The organism is Bradyrhizobium sp. (genome assembly GCF_016213215.1).
In the GTDB taxonomy this organism is placed as follows: domain Bacteria; phylum Pseudomonadota; class Alphaproteobacteria; order Rhizobiales; family Xanthobacteraceae; genus Bradyrhizobium.
In genome coordinates, this window is record NZ_JACRAW010000152.1 from 1 (window position 1) to 17967 (window position 17967).

The 17967-nt window shown below is 63.4% G+C and carries 19 protein-coding genes; 11 read left to right on the top strand and 8 right to left on the bottom strand.

Annotation, left to right across the window (positions count from 1 at the left end; all coding sequences use genetic code 11):
• The coding region (locus tag HY852_RS24605; protein ID WP_291607506.1) for a hypothetical protein at positions 1-549 on the bottom strand (549 nt) is incomplete at its 3' end.
• A 275-nt stretch (positions 550-824) separates the two neighbouring features.
• On the bottom strand, positions 825-1577 hold the full coding sequence (locus tag HY852_RS24610) for a porin family protein (RefSeq protein ID WP_291607507.1): 753 nt from the start codon (positions 1575-1577) through the stop codon (positions 825-827).
• A 472-nt stretch (positions 1578-2049) separates the two neighbouring features.
• On the opposite strand from HY852_RS24610, the gene HY852_RS24615 reads away from it, so the two are divergent.
• Together HY852_RS24615 and gyrA are read left to right on the top strand one after the other, a co-directional pair.
• On the top strand, positions 2050-2535 hold the full coding sequence (locus HY852_RS24615; protein WP_291607508.1) for a single-stranded DNA-binding protein: 486 nt from the start codon (positions 2050-2052) through the stop codon (positions 2533-2535).
• Between the two features lie 321 nt (positions 2536-2856).
• The gene (gene gyrA / locus HY852_RS24620) at positions 2857-5598 is read left to right on the top strand and encodes a DNA gyrase subunit A (RefSeq protein WP_291607509.1); all 2742 of its coding nucleotides are present in this window, start codon (positions 2857-2859) and stop codon (positions 5596-5598) included.
• Between the two features lie 35 nt (positions 5599-5633).
• Here the strand turns inward: gyrA and HY852_RS24625 are convergent, their stop codons facing one another.
• A complete protein-coding gene (locus HY852_RS24625; RefSeq protein WP_291607510.1) occupies positions 5634-5891 on the bottom strand; it encodes a hypothetical protein in 258 nt (85 codons plus the stop codon).
• 232 nt (positions 5892-6123) lie between these two features.
• Between HY852_RS24625 and coaD the strand changes: the two genes are divergently transcribed.
• From coaD to HY852_RS24645, 4 genes are read left to right on the top strand one after another with little or no spacing between them, the layout of a single operon-like run.
• Positions 6124-6621, top strand: a complete 498-nt coding sequence (gene coaD, locus HY852_RS24630) for a pantetheine-phosphate adenylyltransferase (RefSeq protein WP_291607511.1) — start codon at positions 6124-6126, stop codon at positions 6619-6621.
• Positions 6622-6663: 42 nt separating this feature from the next.
• The gene (locus HY852_RS24635; protein ID WP_291607512.1) at positions 6664-7227 is read left to right on the top strand and encodes a peptidylprolyl isomerase; all 564 of its coding nucleotides are present in this window, start codon (positions 6664-6666) and stop codon (positions 7225-7227) included.
• 6 nt (positions 7228-7233) lie between these two features.
• The gene (locus HY852_RS24640; RefSeq protein WP_291607513.1) at positions 7234-7644 is read left to right on the top strand and encodes a hypothetical protein; all 411 of its coding nucleotides are present in this window, start codon (positions 7234-7236) and stop codon (positions 7642-7644) included.
• Positions 7641-8105 carry a peptidylprolyl isomerase gene (locus tag HY852_RS24645; protein WP_291607514.1) on the top strand — a complete coding sequence of 155 codons (465 nt, stop codon included), beginning with the start codon at positions 7641-7643 and terminating at the stop codon, positions 8103-8105. The genes HY852_RS24640 and HY852_RS24645 overlap by 4 nt, the downstream gene beginning before the upstream one ends.
• A 188-nt stretch (positions 8106-8293) precedes the next feature.
• On the opposite strand, the gene HY852_RS24650 is transcribed toward HY852_RS24645, so the two are convergent.
• On the bottom strand, positions 8294-9202 hold the full coding sequence (locus tag HY852_RS24650) for a hypothetical protein (protein WP_291607515.1): 909 nt from the start codon (positions 9200-9202) through the stop codon (positions 8294-8296).
• A gap of 107 nt (positions 9203-9309) precedes the next feature.
• Here HY852_RS24650 and queA point away from each other — a divergent pair, with 107 nt between their 5' ends.
• The gene (gene queA / locus HY852_RS24655) at positions 9310-10404 is read left to right on the top strand and encodes a tRNA preQ1(34) S-adenosylmethionine ribosyltransferase-isomerase QueA (RefSeq protein WP_291607516.1); all 1095 of its coding nucleotides are present in this window, start codon (positions 9310-9312) and stop codon (positions 10402-10404) included.
• A gap of 98 nt (positions 10405-10502) precedes the next feature.
• On the opposite strand, the gene HY852_RS24660 is transcribed toward queA, so the two are convergent.
• On the bottom strand, positions 10503-11528 hold the full coding sequence (locus HY852_RS24660) for an aspartate-semialdehyde dehydrogenase (RefSeq protein ID WP_291607517.1): 1026 nt from the start codon (positions 11526-11528) through the stop codon (positions 10503-10505).
• A gap of 316 nt (positions 11529-11844) precedes the next feature.
• Here HY852_RS24660 and tgt point away from each other — a divergent pair, with 316 nt between their 5' ends.
• Complete coding sequence (tgt, locus tag HY852_RS24665) at positions 11845-12978, top strand: tRNA guanosine(34) transglycosylase Tgt (RefSeq protein WP_291607518.1); 1134 nt, start codon at positions 11845-11847, stop codon at positions 12976-12978.
• A gap of 6 nt (positions 12979-12984) precedes the next feature.
• Here tgt and HY852_RS24670 read toward each other — a convergent pair whose 3' ends face one another.
• Positions 12985-13200, bottom strand: coding sequence for a hypothetical protein (locus HY852_RS24670; RefSeq protein WP_291607519.1), 216 nt, complete (start codon positions 13198-13200; stop codon positions 12985-12987).
• Positions 13201-13432: 232 nt separating this feature from the next.
• On the opposite strand from HY852_RS24670, the gene cysK reads away from it, so the two are divergent.
• Together cysK and HY852_RS24680 are read left to right on the top strand one after the other, a co-directional pair.
• The gene (cysK, locus tag HY852_RS24675) at positions 13433-14410 is read left to right on the top strand and encodes a cysteine synthase A (RefSeq protein WP_291607520.1); all 978 of its coding nucleotides are present in this window, start codon (positions 13433-13435) and stop codon (positions 14408-14410) included.
• 2 nt (positions 14411-14412) lie between these two features.
• Complete coding sequence (locus tag HY852_RS24680; protein WP_291607521.1) at positions 14413-14652, top strand: BrnA antitoxin family protein; 240 nt, start codon at positions 14413-14415, stop codon at positions 14650-14652.
• Positions 14653-14840: 188 nt separating this feature from the next.
• Here the strand turns inward: HY852_RS24680 and HY852_RS24685 are convergent, their stop codons facing one another.
• Positions 14841-16289 carry a caspase family protein gene (locus tag HY852_RS24685; protein WP_291607522.1) on the bottom strand — a complete coding sequence of 483 codons (1449 nt, stop codon included), beginning with the start codon at positions 16287-16289 and terminating at the stop codon, positions 14841-14843.
• A 211-nt stretch (positions 16290-16500) separates the two neighbouring features.
• Positions 16501-17376 carry a DMT family transporter gene (locus HY852_RS24690; RefSeq protein ID WP_291607523.1) on the bottom strand — a complete coding sequence of 292 codons (876 nt, stop codon included), beginning with the start codon at positions 17374-17376 and terminating at the stop codon, positions 16501-16503.
• A 142-nt stretch (positions 17377-17518) separates the two neighbouring features.
• Here HY852_RS24690 and HY852_RS24695 point away from each other — a divergent pair, with 142 nt between their 5' ends.
• Positions 17519-17917 carry a RidA family protein gene (locus tag HY852_RS24695; RefSeq protein ID WP_291607524.1) on the top strand — a complete coding sequence of 133 codons (399 nt, stop codon included), beginning with the start codon at positions 17519-17521 and terminating at the stop codon, positions 17915-17917.
• Positions 17918-17967: the final 50 nt, after the last annotated feature.

A 17967-nucleotide genomic window follows, 5' to 3' on the forward strand; every position in this document is an offset into this window, starting at 1 on the left:
CGTGGCACCCCAGCGGGTTTCGCTGGCCGAGCCGAGCAGGGCACCGCCTGCCGCCGGCGGATTGAAGACGTCGTACTCGTCGCTGACCACGGCGCCGCCGCCCTTCACATAGAGCAGGACGTTGTTGAAGGCGTAGCCGACATGGCCGGTGAACAGGCCGAAGGCATCGAGGCGCGATCGGTTGCGAAGACCGCTGAACGCGCTGATGTTGTCGCCCGAGAAGTCAGCCCAGTTGCCCTGGCCCTCGAGGCCGAACACCCAGTTGGCGGCCTGCCAGCGATAGCCGAACTGACCACCGATCGTGCCGCCGGTTGCATTGTGGCAGCCCTCGGGAGCGACAAAGACCCCGCCCGCGGTCACGAAATCCCAGCACTTGTGCGCCGAGCCGCCACCGCCGTTGAGACCAATGTAGAAACCGCTCCAGTCATAGATCGCAGCCATTACCGGCGGGGGAGCCTTCATGTAGGGCCGACCCAGATCCGCGGCGGTGGCAGGAGCAAAAGCGCCCAACGCAAACAAACTGGCCGAGGCCAGCAAAAACTTCTTCATGTTCAATTCCCCTGTCCCTTGAACTCTGTTCGCTTCCGTACGCAGGAAGGAAGCGGGCGCTTGGCCCGATAGCGCAGAAACTAGCCCGTACAGCTTAAACTCCTGTTTAAGTTGCGTGTCCCAGCGGCAACAGTTTCCTCCAAATCGCGGGCTACGAATGGGGGCTGGTTAACTCTTGGTTACGCCCGACGTTTGGACGATGGCCCCGGGTGCACCAAACAAAAAGGCCGGCGCGAGGCCGGCCTTTCTTCGAATTTCTGGTGGTCAGGCGAAGATCAGTACTTCGCGATGACCGGGCCACCCCAGCGATAGTTCACGCGGATGAGGGCCATGTCGACGTCCTGACTGACGCGGTTGGTACCGATAAAGACGCCGGCCGGAGTGGTAAAGTTGACGTCGCGATCATCGAGGAAAATGTGATTGTATTCGAAGCCAACCGACCAGTTGGGAGAGAAGCCGACTTCGATGCCAGCGCCGACGGTCGCACCCCAACGCGTTTCGTCACGGGTGGCCAACACCAGACCGGTCGCCACGTCCGAAATTTCCAACCGGTTCCCGACCACAGCCGCACCGCCCTTCACATAGAGCAGGACGTTGTTCCAGGCGTAGCCGATCTGACCGGTGATCAGGCCAAAGGCATCGACACGAGCGTGAAGGCGATCAGCCGGGAAAAGCAGGCTGATGCGATCACCGGAGATGTCAGCCCAGTTGCCCTGGCCTTCGAAGCCGAACACCCAGTTGGCTGACTGCCAGCGGTAGCCGAGCTGACCGCCGACGGTGCCGCCGTCTGCATCGTTGCAACCCTCGGCGACCAGGAGACCGGTCAGCGGATTGACGAAGTCCCAGCACCTCTCACTCCGAGCCCAACCCCCGTTCAGGCCGATATAGAAGCCGCTCCAGTCATACACGGCCGCGATTGCCGGGGGCGGAGCCTTGGTGATGGGACGCGCCGCCATATCCGCAGCGCTTGCCGGAGCCGACAGGCCCAGCGCGATCGCGCCCACTGCACCGATGATAAATTTCTTCATTTCAACCCTCCGGCTTTTTCTGTGGCCTAATTCCGCTTCACGTGATCCCCGAAGCGGCGTTGAACTCAGTCGCGATCGCCCTGCGATCCAGTTTCAAGCGGAACTATAACTCGCATTGGTGATAAAGTCCGTCTCCCAAATGCAACACTCGCTGGCGAAGTACCTCTAACCTAAGTTAGTGAAACTTAAGTCTTTTTGCTCTGCAGCGGAAACTTTTACAGTTCGCCACAATGTGGACAAGGTGGCGTCCCGCGGCGGCATGTTTCGCTGGCTTTTGCCCGGAACAAACCTGGAACATTGGTGGCGCCGGTGCTATATGTGGATAACCGCGGCTAATCAGGCTCGCAGGCGTGAGCAAGCGTTGAGCAAGCGTATAGGGTCCGCGGCAGCAAACGACAGGTCTGGCGCGGAAGCGAGGCGTTTCGACCTTGCCTTTCGTTAAGGCGCCAAAGTTCAGGAGTGGAGAGCGGCGATGGCTGGCAGCATCAACAAGGTGATTCTGGTTGGAAACCTCGGCAAGGATCCGGAGATCCGGCGCACCCAGGACGGCCGCCCGATCGCGAATCTGAGCGTGGCTACGTCCGAGACCTGGCGCGACAAGGCCACCGGAGAGCGCAAGGAGCGGACCGAGTGGCATCGCGTCGTGATCTTCAACGAGGGGCTGGCCAAGGTGGCCGAGCAGTACCTGAAGAAGGGCGCGAAGGTTTACGTCGAGGGCCAGCTTCAGACCCGCAAGTGGACCGACCAGAGCGGGCAGGAGAAGTACACCACCGAGGTGGTGCTGCAGGGCTTCAACTCGAATCTCACCATGCTCGACGGCCGTGGCGGCGGCGGCAGCAGCTTCGGCGATGACGCGGGCAGCGATTTCGGCTCGAGCGGACCGGTCAGCGCGCCGCGCCGGCCGGCCGTCGCCGGTGGCTCGCGCAACAGCGACATGGACGACGACATCCCGTTCTGAGGAAGCTCCGAGGCGGATAAACCTGTCACTCGCCTCTTCCTTTCCAGGCGAAGCGGCCGCATCCGCTACCAGTCAGCGCAACTCGCTGGGGATTTCCCGGCGTGTTTGACCTCAGTCGTGAGCTTTTGGGCCGGGGCTCCTCACGTTCTTTGGCAAAGCCTTGCGGCAGGCGATTTTCCGACGCTCGGCGGTCTCTTCGCAAAACGGTTTAAGTATTTGAAAAAACAAGGATAAAAAGCGCTGCCAAAGGGGCCGAAAAGGTGGCGGCAGAGGCTCCGATGCGCTATATGATTCCCGGACAAAACTTCACCGGATTCCCCCTTGGCTGACGAAGAAGAGAAAAAGCCCGGCGAGCCGTCGGAGCCCTCCGATATTCGCCCCGTCTCCATCCTCGAAGAGATGAAGCGCTCCTACCTCGATTACGCCATGAGCGTGATCGTGGCGCGTGCGCTGCCGGATGCGCGTGACGGCCTCAAGCCGGTCCACCGCCGCATCCTGTTCTCGATGAGCGAGAACGGCAACACGCCCGACAAGAAGCATGTGAAATCCGCGCGCGTCGTCGGTGACGTGATCGGTAAGTATCATCCGCACGGAGACCAGTCGATTTACGACGCGATGGTCCGCATGGCGCAGGATTTCTCCATGCGCGCCCCGCTGATCGATGGTCAGGGCAATTTCGGCTCCGTCGACGGCGATCCGCCTGCGGCCTACCGATACACCGAAGCACGCCTCACCAAGATCGCGCTAACGTTGCTCGACGATGTCGACAAGGAAACGGTCGACTTCCAGGACAACTACGACGGCGCGTTCAAGGAGCCCGTCGTTCTCCCGGCGCGGTTCCCCAACCTCCTGGTCAACGGCGCCGGCGGCATCGCGGTCGGAATGGCGACCAACATCCCGCCCCACAATCTCGGTGAGGTGATCGATGCCTGCGTCGCGCTGATCGACAACCCGGCGCTTTCCATTGAGGAGCTGATCAGCATCATTCCGGGACCGGATTTTCCGACCGGCGGCATCATCCTCGGCCGCCAGGGCATCCGCAGCGCCTATCACCTCGGCCGCGGCTCGATCGTGATGCGGGGAAAGGTTACGATCGACACCATCCGCAAGGAACGCGAGGCGATTATCATCACCGAGATCCCGTATCAGGTGAACAAGGCCACGATGGTCGAGCGCATCGGCGAGCTCATTCGCGACAAGAAGATCGAGGGCATCGCCGACCTGCGCGACGAATCCGACCGCCAGGGCTATCGCGTGGTGGTCGAGCTCAAGCGCGACGCCATGCCGGACGTGGTGCTGAACCAGCTCTACAGGTTCACGGCACTGCAGTCGACCTTCGGCGTCAACATGGTCGCGCTCGACAGCGGCCGGCCGCAGACGATGAACCTGAAGGACCTGCTGACGATCTTCGTTACCTTCCGCGAGCAGGTCGTCACCCGCCGCACCAGGTTCCTGCTCAAGAAGGCGCGCGACACCGCGCATGAGAAGGTCGGTCTCGCCATCGCCGTCGCCAATATCGACGAGATCATTCGCGTGATTCGCTCTTCGCCGACTCCGGCGGATGCACGCGAGATGCTGATGTCGCGCGACTGGCCGGCGAAGGACGTCGAGGCCATGATCACGCTGATCGACGATCCGCGCCACCGCATCAACCCGGATGGCACCATCAGGCTCTCGTTGGAGCAGGCCAGGGCCATTCTCGATTTGCGTCTGCAGCGCCTCACCGCACTCGGACGCGACGAAATTCGCGAAGATCTCGAAAAGCTCGCCGCGGAAATCAGCGATTACCTCGACATCCTGCGTTCGCGCGCCCGCGTGCAGGCGATCGTCAAGAGCGAGCTTGCCGAGGTGAAGGAGGAATTCGCAACCCCGCGCAGGACCGTGATCATCGAGCAGGAGGGCGAGGTCGAGGACGAGGACCTGATCCAGCGCGAGGACATGGTCGTCACCGTCTCGCATGCCGGCTACGCCAAGCGCGTGCCGCTGTCGGCCTATCGCGCCCAGCGGCGCGGCGGCAAGGGACGCGCGGGGATGCAGACCCGCGAAGAGGATTTCGTCAGCCGGCTGTTCGTGGCCTCCACCCACACGCCCGTCCTGTTCTTCTCCTCGCGTGGCCAGGTCTACAAGGAAAAGGTCTGGCGCTTGCCGATGGCCGCGCCCAACGCCCGCGGCAAGGCGCTGATCAACATCCTGCCCCTGGAGCAGGGCGAGCGCATCACCACCATCATGCCGCTGCCGGAGGATGAATCGACCTGGGGTCAGCTCGACGTGATGTTCGCCACGACGGGCGGCAATGTTCGTCGCAACAAGCTGTCCGACTTCGTCGATGTCCGCCGCTCCGGCATGATTGCCATGAAGCTCGACGACACCGAGTCCATCGTCGACGTGCAGATCTGCACCGAGCACGACGACGTCTTGCTGACAGCGGCCGGCGGCCAGTGCATCCGCTTCCCCGTCACGGACGTGCGCGTGTTTACGGGCCGCACCTCGATGGGCGTGCGCGGCATTGCGGTTGCCGGGGGCGACAAGCTGATCTCGCTGACCATCCTGCGCCATATGGAGGCGACCGCCGAGGAGCGCGCCGCCTATCTGCGCCGCGCCAGCGCCGTGCGGCGGGGCGGGGCCGAGGAGGAGGCGCAGACCGATACCGAGGACGCGTCCGGCACCATCGAGCTCGGCGAGCAGCGTTATGTCGAGATGTCGGCGGCTGAGCAGTTCGTGCTCACCGTCAGCGAGAACGGATTCGGCAAGCGCAGCTCCTCTTTCGAGTACCGCACGACCGGGCGCGGCGGCAAAGGCATCGTCGCGATGTCCGTCAACGAGCGCAATGGCAAGCTGATCGCTTCGTTCCCGGTCGAGGATTCCGACCAGATCATGCTGGTGACCGACAGGGGACAGCTGATCCGCTGCCCGGTCGAGGATATCCGCATCGCCGGCCGCTCGACGCAAGGCGTCATCGTCTTCGACACCGCCGAGGACGAGCACGTCGTGTCGGTCGAGCGCATCCCTGAAGAGGGCGAAAACGGGAACGGGAATGGGAATGGGAACGCAAATGGCGAGTAGGGGCGTCCCTCGCTAAGTCGGCATTCGCGATCCAGCTACGGCGTGCGGTCGGCGGTAACGAGCCGCGCCTCGCGGACGACGGCTTTGGTGCCGGCGCGACGCAGGCAGGACGATTCGAAATTTGGCCAGGCCTGTTGCGAGCAGTCCTTGCCTACGGAGCGGATATCGAGCCGGTCGGCCTTGGCGAGGGCCCGCGGCACGCTGGCTTCCACCTTGGGGGCAAAGCCGGGCAGAACGGTCAGCGCCGCTGCAACGCACGCAGCGATCGCAATCGCTGAAAGAGCCTTGATCATGACGGTCCCCTGTCGACTTTCGGGCCTTTGCTGCCCGCCGTTTCGTTGGGACAAGTGGTAATCAAGGCCGGTTTCGGGACGTCTTCGCAGAAACGGAAAGTGGTTTCGTTCCCGGTCCGTTTTGTTTCGTGCCGCGCCGCGGACGAAACACTTCTGCCGTTCCGCCATATGGACCCGGCGGTCGGGAACCGGGCTGGCTTGCCGGGCCGGACTTGGCGCGGTAGGAGGGATCATGCCCCGTATCGCGCTCTATCCAGGGTCGTTCGACCCCGTCACCAACGGCCACCTGGACGTCGTCCGGCACGCCGTTATTCTTTGTGACCGCCTGATTGTCGCCATCGGCGTCCATCCCGGCAAGAAGCCGCTGTTTTCCGCCGAAGAACGGCTGAAAATGGTGCAGGACGTGTTTGGGCCGATCGCGGCCAAGGCAGGCTGCGCATTCGATGCCACCACATTTGACGATCTCACGGTGACCGCGGCGCAAAAGCACGGCGCCACAATCATGATCCGGGGCCTGCGCGACGGCACCGACCTCGACTACGAGATGCAGCTTGCCGGCATGAACGAGTCCATGGCGCCCGAGGTGCATACGGTCTTTGTTCCGGCTTCCCCCGCCGTCCGCCCGATCACCGCCACACTGGTGCGTCAGATCGCCGGAATGGGCGGCGACGTCTCGGCCTTCGTGCCGCCGCTCGTGGCCGCCGGCCTCAAGGCGAAGTTCGCCGGCTAGGGGGCCGCCGCTTTCTATCTCGCTACCTGACCCGGAGTTTTCATGATCCGAATTCTCGCACTGCTGGCCGCGCTCGTCTGTGCGGCGCCGGCCATCGCGCAACCGCTGCCAGCCGGCCTCGACAAGGCCAACGCCATTGTCATCGACACCACCAAGGGCCGCATCGTCGTCAAGCTCAGGCCTGACATCGCGCCGCAGCATGCCGAGCGACTCAAGCAGCTCGCGCGCGACGGCTTCTACAACAACGTGCCGTTCCACCGCGTGATGGACGGCTTCATGGCGCAGACCGGCGATGGCAAGAACTTCGACGGTACCGGGGGCTCGAAATATCCGAACCTGAAGCAGGAGTTTTCCAACGTTCACTTCGCCCGCGGCATCGTCGGCATGGCGCGGCGCGGCGACAGCGTGGATTCAGCCAATTCGCAGTTCTTCATCATGTTCGCGGACGGCGGAGCGCTCGATGGCAAGTACACCGTGATCGGCGAGGTCGCGCAGGGCATGGACGTCGTCGACAAGCTGAAGAAGGCGCCGCCCGGATCGGCCGGCGGCACTGTCATCGATCCCGACAAGATGGTGAAGGTGCAGGTCGCCTCCGACATCAAGTGAGGCGCGATGGCCTGCCGCGGCAACAGGATTGTGCTGGCTGCCACGGCGCTCCTGCTGAGCCTTTCCAGCGCCGGCGCGCAGGTCAGCCCTGAGCAGGTCAACACCATCCGCGAGGTCTTCGCGCGGCTGCGAAGCTGCTGGATGCCGCCGTCGCGGGCCAATCCTATCGACATCACCGTTATCGTCAGCTTCAACCGCGCCGGAGAAATCCTCGGCCATCCGAGGGTCACCTATGAATCCGCTGAGGCCACCGACAACGACCGACTGCTGTACCGAATCGCGGTCATGGAGGCGTTGCAACGCTGCACGCCGATGCCATTTACCGAGACGATGGCCGGCGCTGCTGCCGGCCGGCCCTTCGCGGTCCAGTTCCGCAAGCCGAAACCTTCACCCCCAGCCATAGAGGGAAGAGCATGACCGTCACCGAAAACACATTGATCCTCGAGACCACGCAGGGACCCGTCACCATCGAGATGCGGCCGGATCTCGCGCCTAACCATGTCGCGCGGATCAAGGAGCTGGTACGCGAGGGCTTCTACGACGGCATCGTCTTCCACCGGGTGATCGAAGGCTTCATGGCGCAGACCGGCTGTCCCCAGGGCACCGGCACCGGCGGTTCCGGCAAGAAGCTCAAGGCCGAGTTCAACAAGGAGCCGCATGTGCGCGGCACCGCTTCCATGGCCCGCGCCGCGAACCCGGACTCGGCGGACAGCCAGTTCTTCATCTGCTTCGACGATGCGCGTTTCCTCGACAACCAGTACACGGTGTGGGGCAAGGTCGCGGAAGGCATGGAGAACATCGACAAGATCAAGCGCGGCGAGCCAGTGCAGAACCCCGACAAGATCGTCAAGGCGCGCATGGCGATCGATGGGGAGTGATTCTGCTTCGTCATGGTGAGGAGCCTGCGAAGCAGGCGTCTCGAACCATGAGGTCCCGAATGCCGACAGCAGCCAGCCCTCACTCTTCGAGACGCCGCATCGGCGCGGCTTTCAGGGGTGAGGAGCAAGCAGTGGGCGCACGAATGCGTAGTGCCAACTTCGCGTAGGCAGCAGCGCGCGCTCGCGCTTCATCGCGTTGGCGCAGTCGGAAACATCCTGCGAAGCAACGGCGGCCAAATCAGGAAAAAGGCAAAGTATAAGACCGCCAGTGCCTGAGTGGCGTGCATCGTTTGGAAGTCCATGATGCGGCTGCCAAGGTAACCAAGGGCGATCCAGACCGCCGATTGTGCCAAGCAGAGCAGGAGCCAGACACGCGGCAGGCCGATACGCAATTCATCCGCGCGCATCCATGGCCACACCGCCGGCGCGGCCATCGCCGCGAAGGCGAGAAGCAGGCCGGCGAGCTTGTTCGGCACTGAGCGCAGCAACGCGTACAGCGGTAACATGTACCAGTTCGGAATTATGTGGAGGGGAGTGGTGGTGGGATCCGGCGCCGGCCGCTCGATGAAGCTTGCAGCCAGCACAAGGCCGAACGCTGCCGCGGCGAGCGACAGAAAGAAAATGCCTTTTCGCAGCAGGGATGTCTTGCGCCATCGGCCCCAATGCATCACTGCAAGATCAAGACCGAGCAGAAACAGGCCTAAAATAGGCCAATACGCAGCAGCCTCACCGATCCGCTGGGTGATTCCTGTGAACGGCTCTGCCAGCGCTCGCTCGCCAAACATCCCCACGAGTTTGGCCATCAACCAGAAGCTTAGCTGTCCCCAGTAAGTCACGAAACCAACAAACGAACCGATTTCTGCCCCGAGCCAGGCTGCTATCAAGAGAAGCCAGGTCGCGGTACGACGTGCGTTGAAGCTGCCGTCACAGAGCGAAAAGCCGATGTGGATAAAGAGGGCGAGATAGAAAGTTCCAAGCAATTGGGAAGGAGATATTGAACCGTTGGCGATGCCCCCAAAGAGAGCGGTGACCAGTAGCGTCAATACCAGGAACAATCCGATATCTGCTGCCAGCGATCGATCCTGCAGTCCCTTCATGCTAGTCACGCACTTAAGTCTCGCTTGCAGGCGGCGGCGCTGCAGCCCACTTTGTTCCTGTCGTCTAGCATTGATGCCTGACCTGAAGAAGACTTGAGCGTAATTGCATGCGCACCGATCTCTTCGATTTCGAACTTCCGGCAAGCAGCATCGCGCTACGGCCGGCGAGCCCGCGGGACTCGGCGCGGATGCTTATTGTGCAGCCGGATGGCGTCCTGCGCGACCGCATCATCTCCGATCTGCCGCATTGGCTGGAGGCGGGCGACCAGCTCGTGGTCAATGACACCAAGGTGATCGCGGCCCAGCTCAAGGGTCGCCGCATCGGGCGCGAGACCGAACCGAAGATCGAGGCGACGCTGATCAGGCGCCTCGACGGCTCGCGCTGGAAGGCGCTGGTCAGGCCGGCGAAAAAGCTCGTCGCCGGCGATCGCATCCGCTTCGGCAATGAGGGCAAGGTCTGCCTGCTCGGTCATCTGGATGCCGAGGTCGAGGCCAAGGGCGAGGAGGGCGAGGTGACGCTCGCTTTTTCGTTCCACGGGCCCACCCTCGACCAGGCGATCGGCGATCTCGGCAGCCCGCCGCTGCCGCCCTACATCGCCTCCAAGCGCACCCCGGACGAGCGCGACGCTTCGGACTACCAGACCATGTTCGCGCAAGCCGAGGGCGCGGTGGCGGCGCCTACCGCGGGGTTGCACTTCACGCCAGCGCTGGAGAGCGCGTTGCGCGGGCGCGGCATCGGCTTGCACCAGGTCACGCTGCATGTCGGGGCAGGGACCTTCCTGCCGGTGAAGACCGAGGACACGGCGGGCCACAAGATGCATTCCGAGTGGGGCTCGATCACGGCCGAAACGGCGCGGGCGCTCAATGCGGCACGGCGCGACGGCGGCCGCATCGTTGCGGTCGGCACCACCTCGTTAAGGCTGATCGAGAGCGCAACTGTGGAAGACGGCACCATCGAGCCCTTCGAGGGCGAAACCGCGATCTTCATCACGCCGGGCTACCGCTTCCGCGCGGTCGATATCCTGCTCACCAACTTCCATTTGCCGCGCTCGACCCTGTTCATGCTGGTTTCGGCGTTCAGCGGCCTGGAGACGATGAAGAAGGCCTACGCCCACGCGATCGCGCAAGGCTATCGCTTCTATTCGTATGGCGACGCCTGCCTGTTGTTTCGCGCGCCGGAGCATACCTTCCCGGACCCGTAGGGTCATAGGATGCAGGGCTGGCAAAGCGAAGCTTGCCCCTCATCACGAGCGCCGGTGGGCACGACGCAGCGCTCCGTTGCCCACCCTAACAACTCCCTCTACGCCATGGCGCGCTCGGGCAGGAGCTCCGCGATCTGGACGGCGTTGAGCGCGGCACCCTTGAGAAGCTGGTCCGCGGCCACGAACATCGCAATCGAGTGGCCGGACGGATCGCTGAGGTCCTTGCGGATCCGGCCGACCAGCACGTCATCCTGGCCCGAGGCGTCGACCGGCATCGGGAAATAGTTGCGCGCGCGGTCGTCGACGATCTTCACCCCGGGAGCAGCAGCCAGCAGCGCACGCACCTCGGCGTCGTTGATCGGCTTTTCACATTCGAAGGTGATGGCTTCGCAATGCGCTCGCAGCACCGGCACGCGCACGCAGGTGACGCCGACGGCGATCAGGTCGTCCTCGAAGATCTTGCGGGTCTCCTTGATGACCTTGGTTTCCTCGTCGTTGTAGCCGGTCTCGGGATCGATGGCGGTGTTGTGGCTGAACAGGTTGAACGCGTAGGGATGGGGCATCACCTTCGGCGTATAGACTTGGCCGTTGAGGCTGGCGCGGGTCGATTCCACCAGCTCTTCCATCGCCGCCGCGCCGGCGCCGCTGGCCGCCTGGTAGGTCGAGATGATCACGCGCTTGATGCGGTTCTTCCGGTGGATCGGCCACAGCGGCACCAGCGCGGTAATGGCGGCGCAGTTCGGGTTGGCGATGATGCCCTTATGGTCGCGGATGCGGCGGGCGTTGATCTCGGGGATCACCAGCGGCACGTTCGGGTCCATGCGGAAAGCCGACGAATTGTCGACCACGACGGCGCCGGCCTTCACCGCGACCGGCGCGAACTTCCGGGAAACGCCGCCGCCGGCCGAGAACAGCGCGATATCGACGCCCTCGAAGGAGCGCTCGGTGAGCTCCTCGATCACGACCGGCTTGCCGCGGAAGATGACCGTCTTGCCCGCCGAACGCGCGCTCGCCAGGGCCTTGAGCTTGCCGACGCGGAAGCCGCGCTTGTCCATGGTGGCGATGAATTCGGCACCCACGGCACCGGTTACGCCGACGATGGCGACAACGGGATCGTTACTCACTTCTTGTCTCCATTTCTTTGAGCATGATCTTCTCGGAAAACCGGGGCCCGCTCTTCCGGATCATGCTGCAGGCAATAAAAAAGCCCCGGACCTTTTCAGGCGGAGCTTCGGGTCAACATGATGCGTTTTGTTCGACTACGCGCGCACGCCTCCCGAGGCCCCGGAGGGTTTGGTGGTTTTCGTCGTGCGTTTGGTGGTCGTCAGCATGGTGCGGAACTTATGCGGGAGAGAAAGACCCCCGTCAACGGCTTTCAGAGCGAAAATCGGGCCCAACGAGGTTGAATCCGGTCCCGCAGTCGCGCCATAAGCCGTGTCCATGAGCCTTCCCAACCATTTCGAGCTGCTGGCCACCGACGGTGCGGCACGGACCGGCCGACTGATCACCCCGCATGGCGTGGTGCGCACGCCGGCCTTCATGCCGGTCGGCACCGCCGGCGCCATGAAGGGCCTGCATTGGCGCGACGTGCGCGATGCCGGTGCCGACATCGTGCTCGGCAACACCTATCACCTGATGCTGCGGCCCGGTGCCGAGCGCATTGCCGCGCTCGGGGGCCTGCAGCAATTCACCGGCTGGAACGGACCCATGCTGACTGACTCCGGCGGCTTCCAGGTCATGTCGCTGTCGGCGCTGCGCAAGGTCACCGAGGACGCGGTGACATTCCGCTCGCACATCGATGGCGCCCGGGTCGAGCTGTCACCGGAACGCTCGATCGAGGTGCAGCGGCTGCTCGGCTCCGACATCGTCATGCAAATGGACGAATGCGTGCGGCTGCCCGCCGAGCGCGCCGATATCGAACGTGCGATGCGGCTGTCGCTGCGGTGGGCCGAGCGATCAAGGCGCGCTTTCGAAACGGCGCCGCCGGGCTACATGCTGTTCGGCATCGTGCAGGGCGGCGATGTCGCCGAGCTCAGGCACGCGAGTGCGCGTGAGCTCGTCGACATTTCCTTCCACGGCTATGCCGTCGGCGGGCTTGCGGTGGGCGAGCCGCAATCCGTGATGCTGGCAATGATCGAGGAGGTCGCCCCGCTCCTGCCCGCCGACCGGCCGCACTATCTCATGGGCGTCGGCACGCCGGAGGACATGCTGGAAGCGGTCAGTCGAGGCATCGACATGTTCGATTGCGTCATGCCGACGCGCAACGGCCGCCACGGCGTCGCTTTCACACGCTTGGGCCAGATCAACCTGCGCAATGCCCGCCATGCCGAGGATCCGCGTCCGCTCGACGAAGAGAGCGGTTGGCCGGCGACGCGCAACACCTCACGGGCCTATCTGCATCACCTCGTCAAATCCGGCGAGGCGCTGGGCGCGATGCTGCTGTCCGAGATCAACATCGCCTACTACCAGCGCCTGATGCAGGACATCAGAGAGGCGGTTGCGATGGGGAGCTTCGAAGAGTTCTACCAGCTCACGCGCGCGCAATGGGCAAGGGGCGATATCGCCCCACGCTGAAGCCGGTCAGTTGCTGCCCATACGCTTGATCGAATGCCTGGTGACGTAGCCGTAGCCGCACGTATCGCAGCTCCAGAGATAGCTGATCACACTGTCTGAAATATAGGCGGAGGCCTCTGCAGCGACCATGGAATCCGCGCAAACGGGACAGGTCGGCAATTCCTTTCCGCGCGGATCAGGCCGCAGCGCGGCGGCGGACAGGATTTCAGCAACTGCTGGCATCGTGGCCTCCCTGCTTGGTGGCCTCCTACTTTCCAACCAGGATAGCATAAGCCGATCGGTTGACGATGTCGCGACACAAATGCGTTTCCTTTACGTCATTTGAAGTAGCCAGGATTTGTGCGACGCAATGAATTGCCGCTGTGCCGCATTGTCGCTTGCGCGCGGTCGCAAGCTGCCGCTAACTGCGCAAGGCCCGAGATTCACACGCATATTGCCTCACAAGGAGTTCATGATGGATGTGCCTTCAATTTCGCGTGCAGCGCACGCGCCCGGGCGGGGGCGGGTGTACGACTCGATCGTCGACGCCATCGGCGACACGCCGATCGTGCGGCTGCGCCGATTGCCGCAGATGCACGGAGCGAATGCGACCATTCTCGCCAAGCTAGAATATTTCAATCCGGCCGCGAGCGTGAAGGACCGCATCGGTGCCGCGATGGTGATCGCGATGGAGAAGGCAGGCGTCATCAACGCCGACACCGTGCTGATCGAACCGACTTCCGGCAATACGGGCATTGCGCTGGCTTTTGTCGCGGCCTCGCGCGGCTACCGGCTGAAACTGGTGATGCCGGAATCGATGTCGATCGAGCGGCGCAAGATGCTCGCGTTCCTCGGCGCGGAGCTGGTGCTGACGCCCGCGGCGCAGGGCATGAAGGGAGCGATCGCAACTGCCGAGGAACTGGTGCGGACGACCCCGAACGCGGTCATGCCGCAACAGTTCAGGAACCTCGCAAATCCGGAAGTTCATCGCCGCACCACGGCGGAAGAGATCTGGAACGATACCGACGGCGGCATCGATTACTTCGTTGCCGGCGTCGGCACCGGCGGGACCATTACCGGCGTCGGCCAAGTGTTGAAACTGCGAAAGCCGTCGCTTCGGGTAGTGGCGGTCGAGCCGGAGGAAAGTCCGGTTCTGTCCGGCGGCCAGCATACGCCGCACAAGATCCAGGGCATTGGCGCCGGCTTCGTTCCCGATATCCTCGACCGGTCCGTGATTGACGAGATCGTGAAGGTCAACGGACCGACTGCCATCGAGACTTCGCGGGCGATGGCGCGTCACGAGGGGATCGCGGGCGGGATCTCCTCCGGCGCAGCGATTGCCGCGGCGCTGCAGATCGGCAAGCGACCGGAGGCCGCCGGCAAGACCATCCTGGCGATTGTGCCGTCATTCTCAGAACGCTATCTCTCGACCGCATTGTTCGAAGGAATCTGAAGATGGCGGATCAACCCAGACGGCCAAGAACGCTTGCGGATGCCAGGACCGAGGCGGAGGCGGCGTTCAAGAAGGTGACCACCAAGGTTGCGGAGGCGCCGCTGAAGAAGAGCGCCGCTCCCGGGATCAAGGAGCAGGTCACGTTGCGCATCGACCAGGACGTGCTCGAATATTTCCAGGAAGGCGGTCCCGGCTGGCAGGAGCGCATCAACCTCGTCCTGCGCAAGGCGGCGGGGAAGTAGGGCTTTCGCTGTGCAATCACTCTTGCCTCATGGTGAGAAGGCGCGTTGGCGCCGTCTCGAACCATGAGGCCTGTCGCTGCAGCGGTCGTTCTTTGAGACGCCCGCGGCCGGTGGGCGCCTCAGGACGGGACCGACAAAAAAGCCCGGCGTGGTGAGCCGGGCTTTTCTGACGAGATTGCTGTATCGAGTTACCGACGAATCATGCCGCCCATCATGCCGCCGACCACGCCGCCGATGAAGGCGGCGCCGCCAGGATCGGGACCGCGATGAGCAGGGGCGGGGGCGGGCGCGGGCGCCGCGCCACCACCGGTGGCAGCGCGTCGACGGGCCGGTCGATCGGAGCTCTCGTCGCCGGAGCTGGTGGTCGTGGTGGCTACGATCTCCGACAGCAGCGCCTTGTGCTGGAACTTGTTCAGGTAGCCGCTGGACGGATATCCGCGGGCCGCCTGCCAGCGTTTGATCACGGTGCGCGTCTCGTCATTGAACACGCCGGTCACCTTGGTGTCGAAGCCGATTCCGGTGAGGCGGCGCTGCACGTCGCGGCGCTGTCCCTTGTCCAGGCCGATCTGGTCTTCGGTAAGCTGGGTGGCGTCGTCCGTGAAAGTCGCGGGATCAACACCTGCCGTCAGGGTACGCGTCGCGGTGCCGTTCTTGGAGCCGTTCTTGTCCAGCGCCGCAATCCTCGCCAACGCCAGCGAGCGGAACTGACCGTTGGGGTAGGCGGTCAAGTAGGCGTTGAGCTCCTCCGCCTTGTTGGACTCTTTCGCGGAACGCCAGAACTCGAGCTCGACATCCGAGCCTGCCGAAGGCGAGGCAGCGGGTGCCGCCGTCGTGGCCGGCGCATTGCCGAGAGCCGCCACCGCGGTCGACGCGGGATTGAGATAGACGGTGCCGATCAGGTTGGTATGGCCCCAGGGCAACTGGCCCTTGCTGGTCTCTTCATTGACCTGGGCGCGCACCGCGGTCATCGCCTGCTGGATCTCGATGCCGGGCTGGGTGATGTGGGCGATCAGCGCGCGGGTGAAGGGGCTGTTGGTCCCTTCCTGGCCGTCGAGCGCGGTCTGGCCCGGGCCGGTCGCGAAGGCGATCAGCGTGCCCTCTGCGGATTTCATTTCGGCAAGTCCGGTCTGCACGTTGACGCTGCGCGTCGCCGAGTTCGACTTGATCTTCGCCGCAAACGGATTGTCGCGGCAGGCATCGAGAAACACGAGCTTGACCTTGGCGTCACCCATGGTCTGGTCGAGCGTCAGGTCGATATTGATCGCCGCGCCGAGCTTGACGTCCATTTCCGACTTGATGTCGGCATCAACCGGCAGCAGGTAGTTGGTACCGCTGATGGCAATGCCGTGACCGGCATAATAGAACACCGCGACGTCGGCGCCCTGCGCCTTCTTGCCGAAGTCGAGCAGCTTCTCCGTCATTTTGTCGCGGGTGAGGTTAGTTCCTTCGATCACCTCGAAACCGACATTGCGCAGCGTCGATGCCATCGACTTGGCGTCAATTGGCGGGTTCGGCAATTGCGGAACGGTCTTGTAGGCGCCGTTGCCGACGACGAAGGCAACCCGCCGGTCCGCTTTCGCAGCGCTGACCGACAACGCCATGCAGATCAGGGAAAGTATGATAGTGAAGTAGCGCATCGGAAATCCCCTGCAGAATCGAATTCAAGGCAGCAACAAAACCTGGTTCCAAGTTTACACGAAAAAGCCGCTTTTCGCGCTAGCAAAATCGGCCGAGATCCTGGCTCCGGTTACCGCCTTCGACGGCCAAACATGCATCCAGGGACGCCCAGCGGGCGTGATCTGGATCACGGTCGGCCTTCTTGATTGGTCTTTTGTGGCGCTTGACGGTTCACCGTGCGCGCAACTGGACGGGATTCGGCTGCTTCAGATTGAGAAGATTGCCGAAAAGGATCAGCGCCGCACCGAGTACCGTAAGCGTGTCGAGCCCCTCGGAATAGACGAGCCAGCCGACCGTCGCGGTCAGTGGAACTCTCAGGAAATCCATCGGCACGACCACGGTCGCATCGGCGTACCGCATCGCGCTGGCCAGGCAATAATGCGAAAAGGTCCCGCACAGCGCGATGACGATGACCCAGACCCAGATATGGGCGGAGGGCCAGATCCAGACGTACAGGGTTGGCAGCAATCCTGCGGTTGCCTGCACCACGAGCATCCAGAACAGCACGCGGAGGGCGCTCTCGGTGCGCGTCAAGGCTTTCATCAGCACCATCGAAATGCCGAAGCCAATGGCCGCGCCGAGCGCGATCAACTGGCCCCAGTCGATTTCGCCGGTCGCCGGCCGGACGATGATGACGACACCGACGAGGCCGAGAACGACGGCGGCGACCCTCCACGACGTCATGCGCTCGGAAAGGAAGCTGACCGCCAAAATCGCGGTCCAGATCGGCATGGTGAATTCGATCGCCACCACCTGGCCGATCGGTATCAACGTCAGCGCCAGGAACCAGCCGAGCTGGGCGATATAATGGATCAGATTGCGCGCGACGTGCTGCGGCAGCCGCGAGGTCTTCATCGCCGTCAGGCCGCCGGCACGGCGGATCATCGGGTACAGCAGGACCAGGCCCAAGATCGAACGCACTTCCATGACCTGGAAGACGTTCAACTCGCGCATGGCTTCCCGCCCCGCCACGGGCATGATCAGCATCAGGCTAAGCCAGCCGGCCATCCACAGGGCGGCCATCGGTTTGGACGAGGTCGGATTCATCGTTGTCGGCGCAGAGGAAAAGCCGGGCAGGGCAGGCCGGTATCGGCGACATCGGACGCGATTGCAACGGCCAAATCTGCTGATGCGGCAATGCGCTGGCGCGTGCTATGCGTCGACAATAATGATTAGGGAGAAACAGCTCATGCGCATCTTGCAACCCGCCGAATGGTCAAAGCCGCGAGGCTTTTCCCATGGCGTCGTCATCGACGGTCCGGGCCGCTGGGTTGTGCTCGCGGGTCAGACCGGGGGCGATGAGGCGGGCGAATACGCACCGGATCTCGCCGCCCAGGTCGCCTCCGCCTTGAAGCGTATCGCAACGCTCCTCGCCGAAGCCGGGGCAGGGCCCCAGCATATCGTTCGTCTGACCTGGTATCTGACCAGCCGTGCCGAATATGAAGCCGCCGGCGCCGGCATCGGCGCGGCCTGGAAGGAGACGCTGGGGAGAAATTTCCCGCCTTCGACCTTGCTCTACATCGACGGACTGGTCGATGCGCGGGCGAAGGTCGAGATCGAAGTCACGGCCTTCGTTCCAGCAATGTAGCCGCGGTCAATCCGGTAGCTCGACACGGCTCGATCGACTGCCGGCGCGCG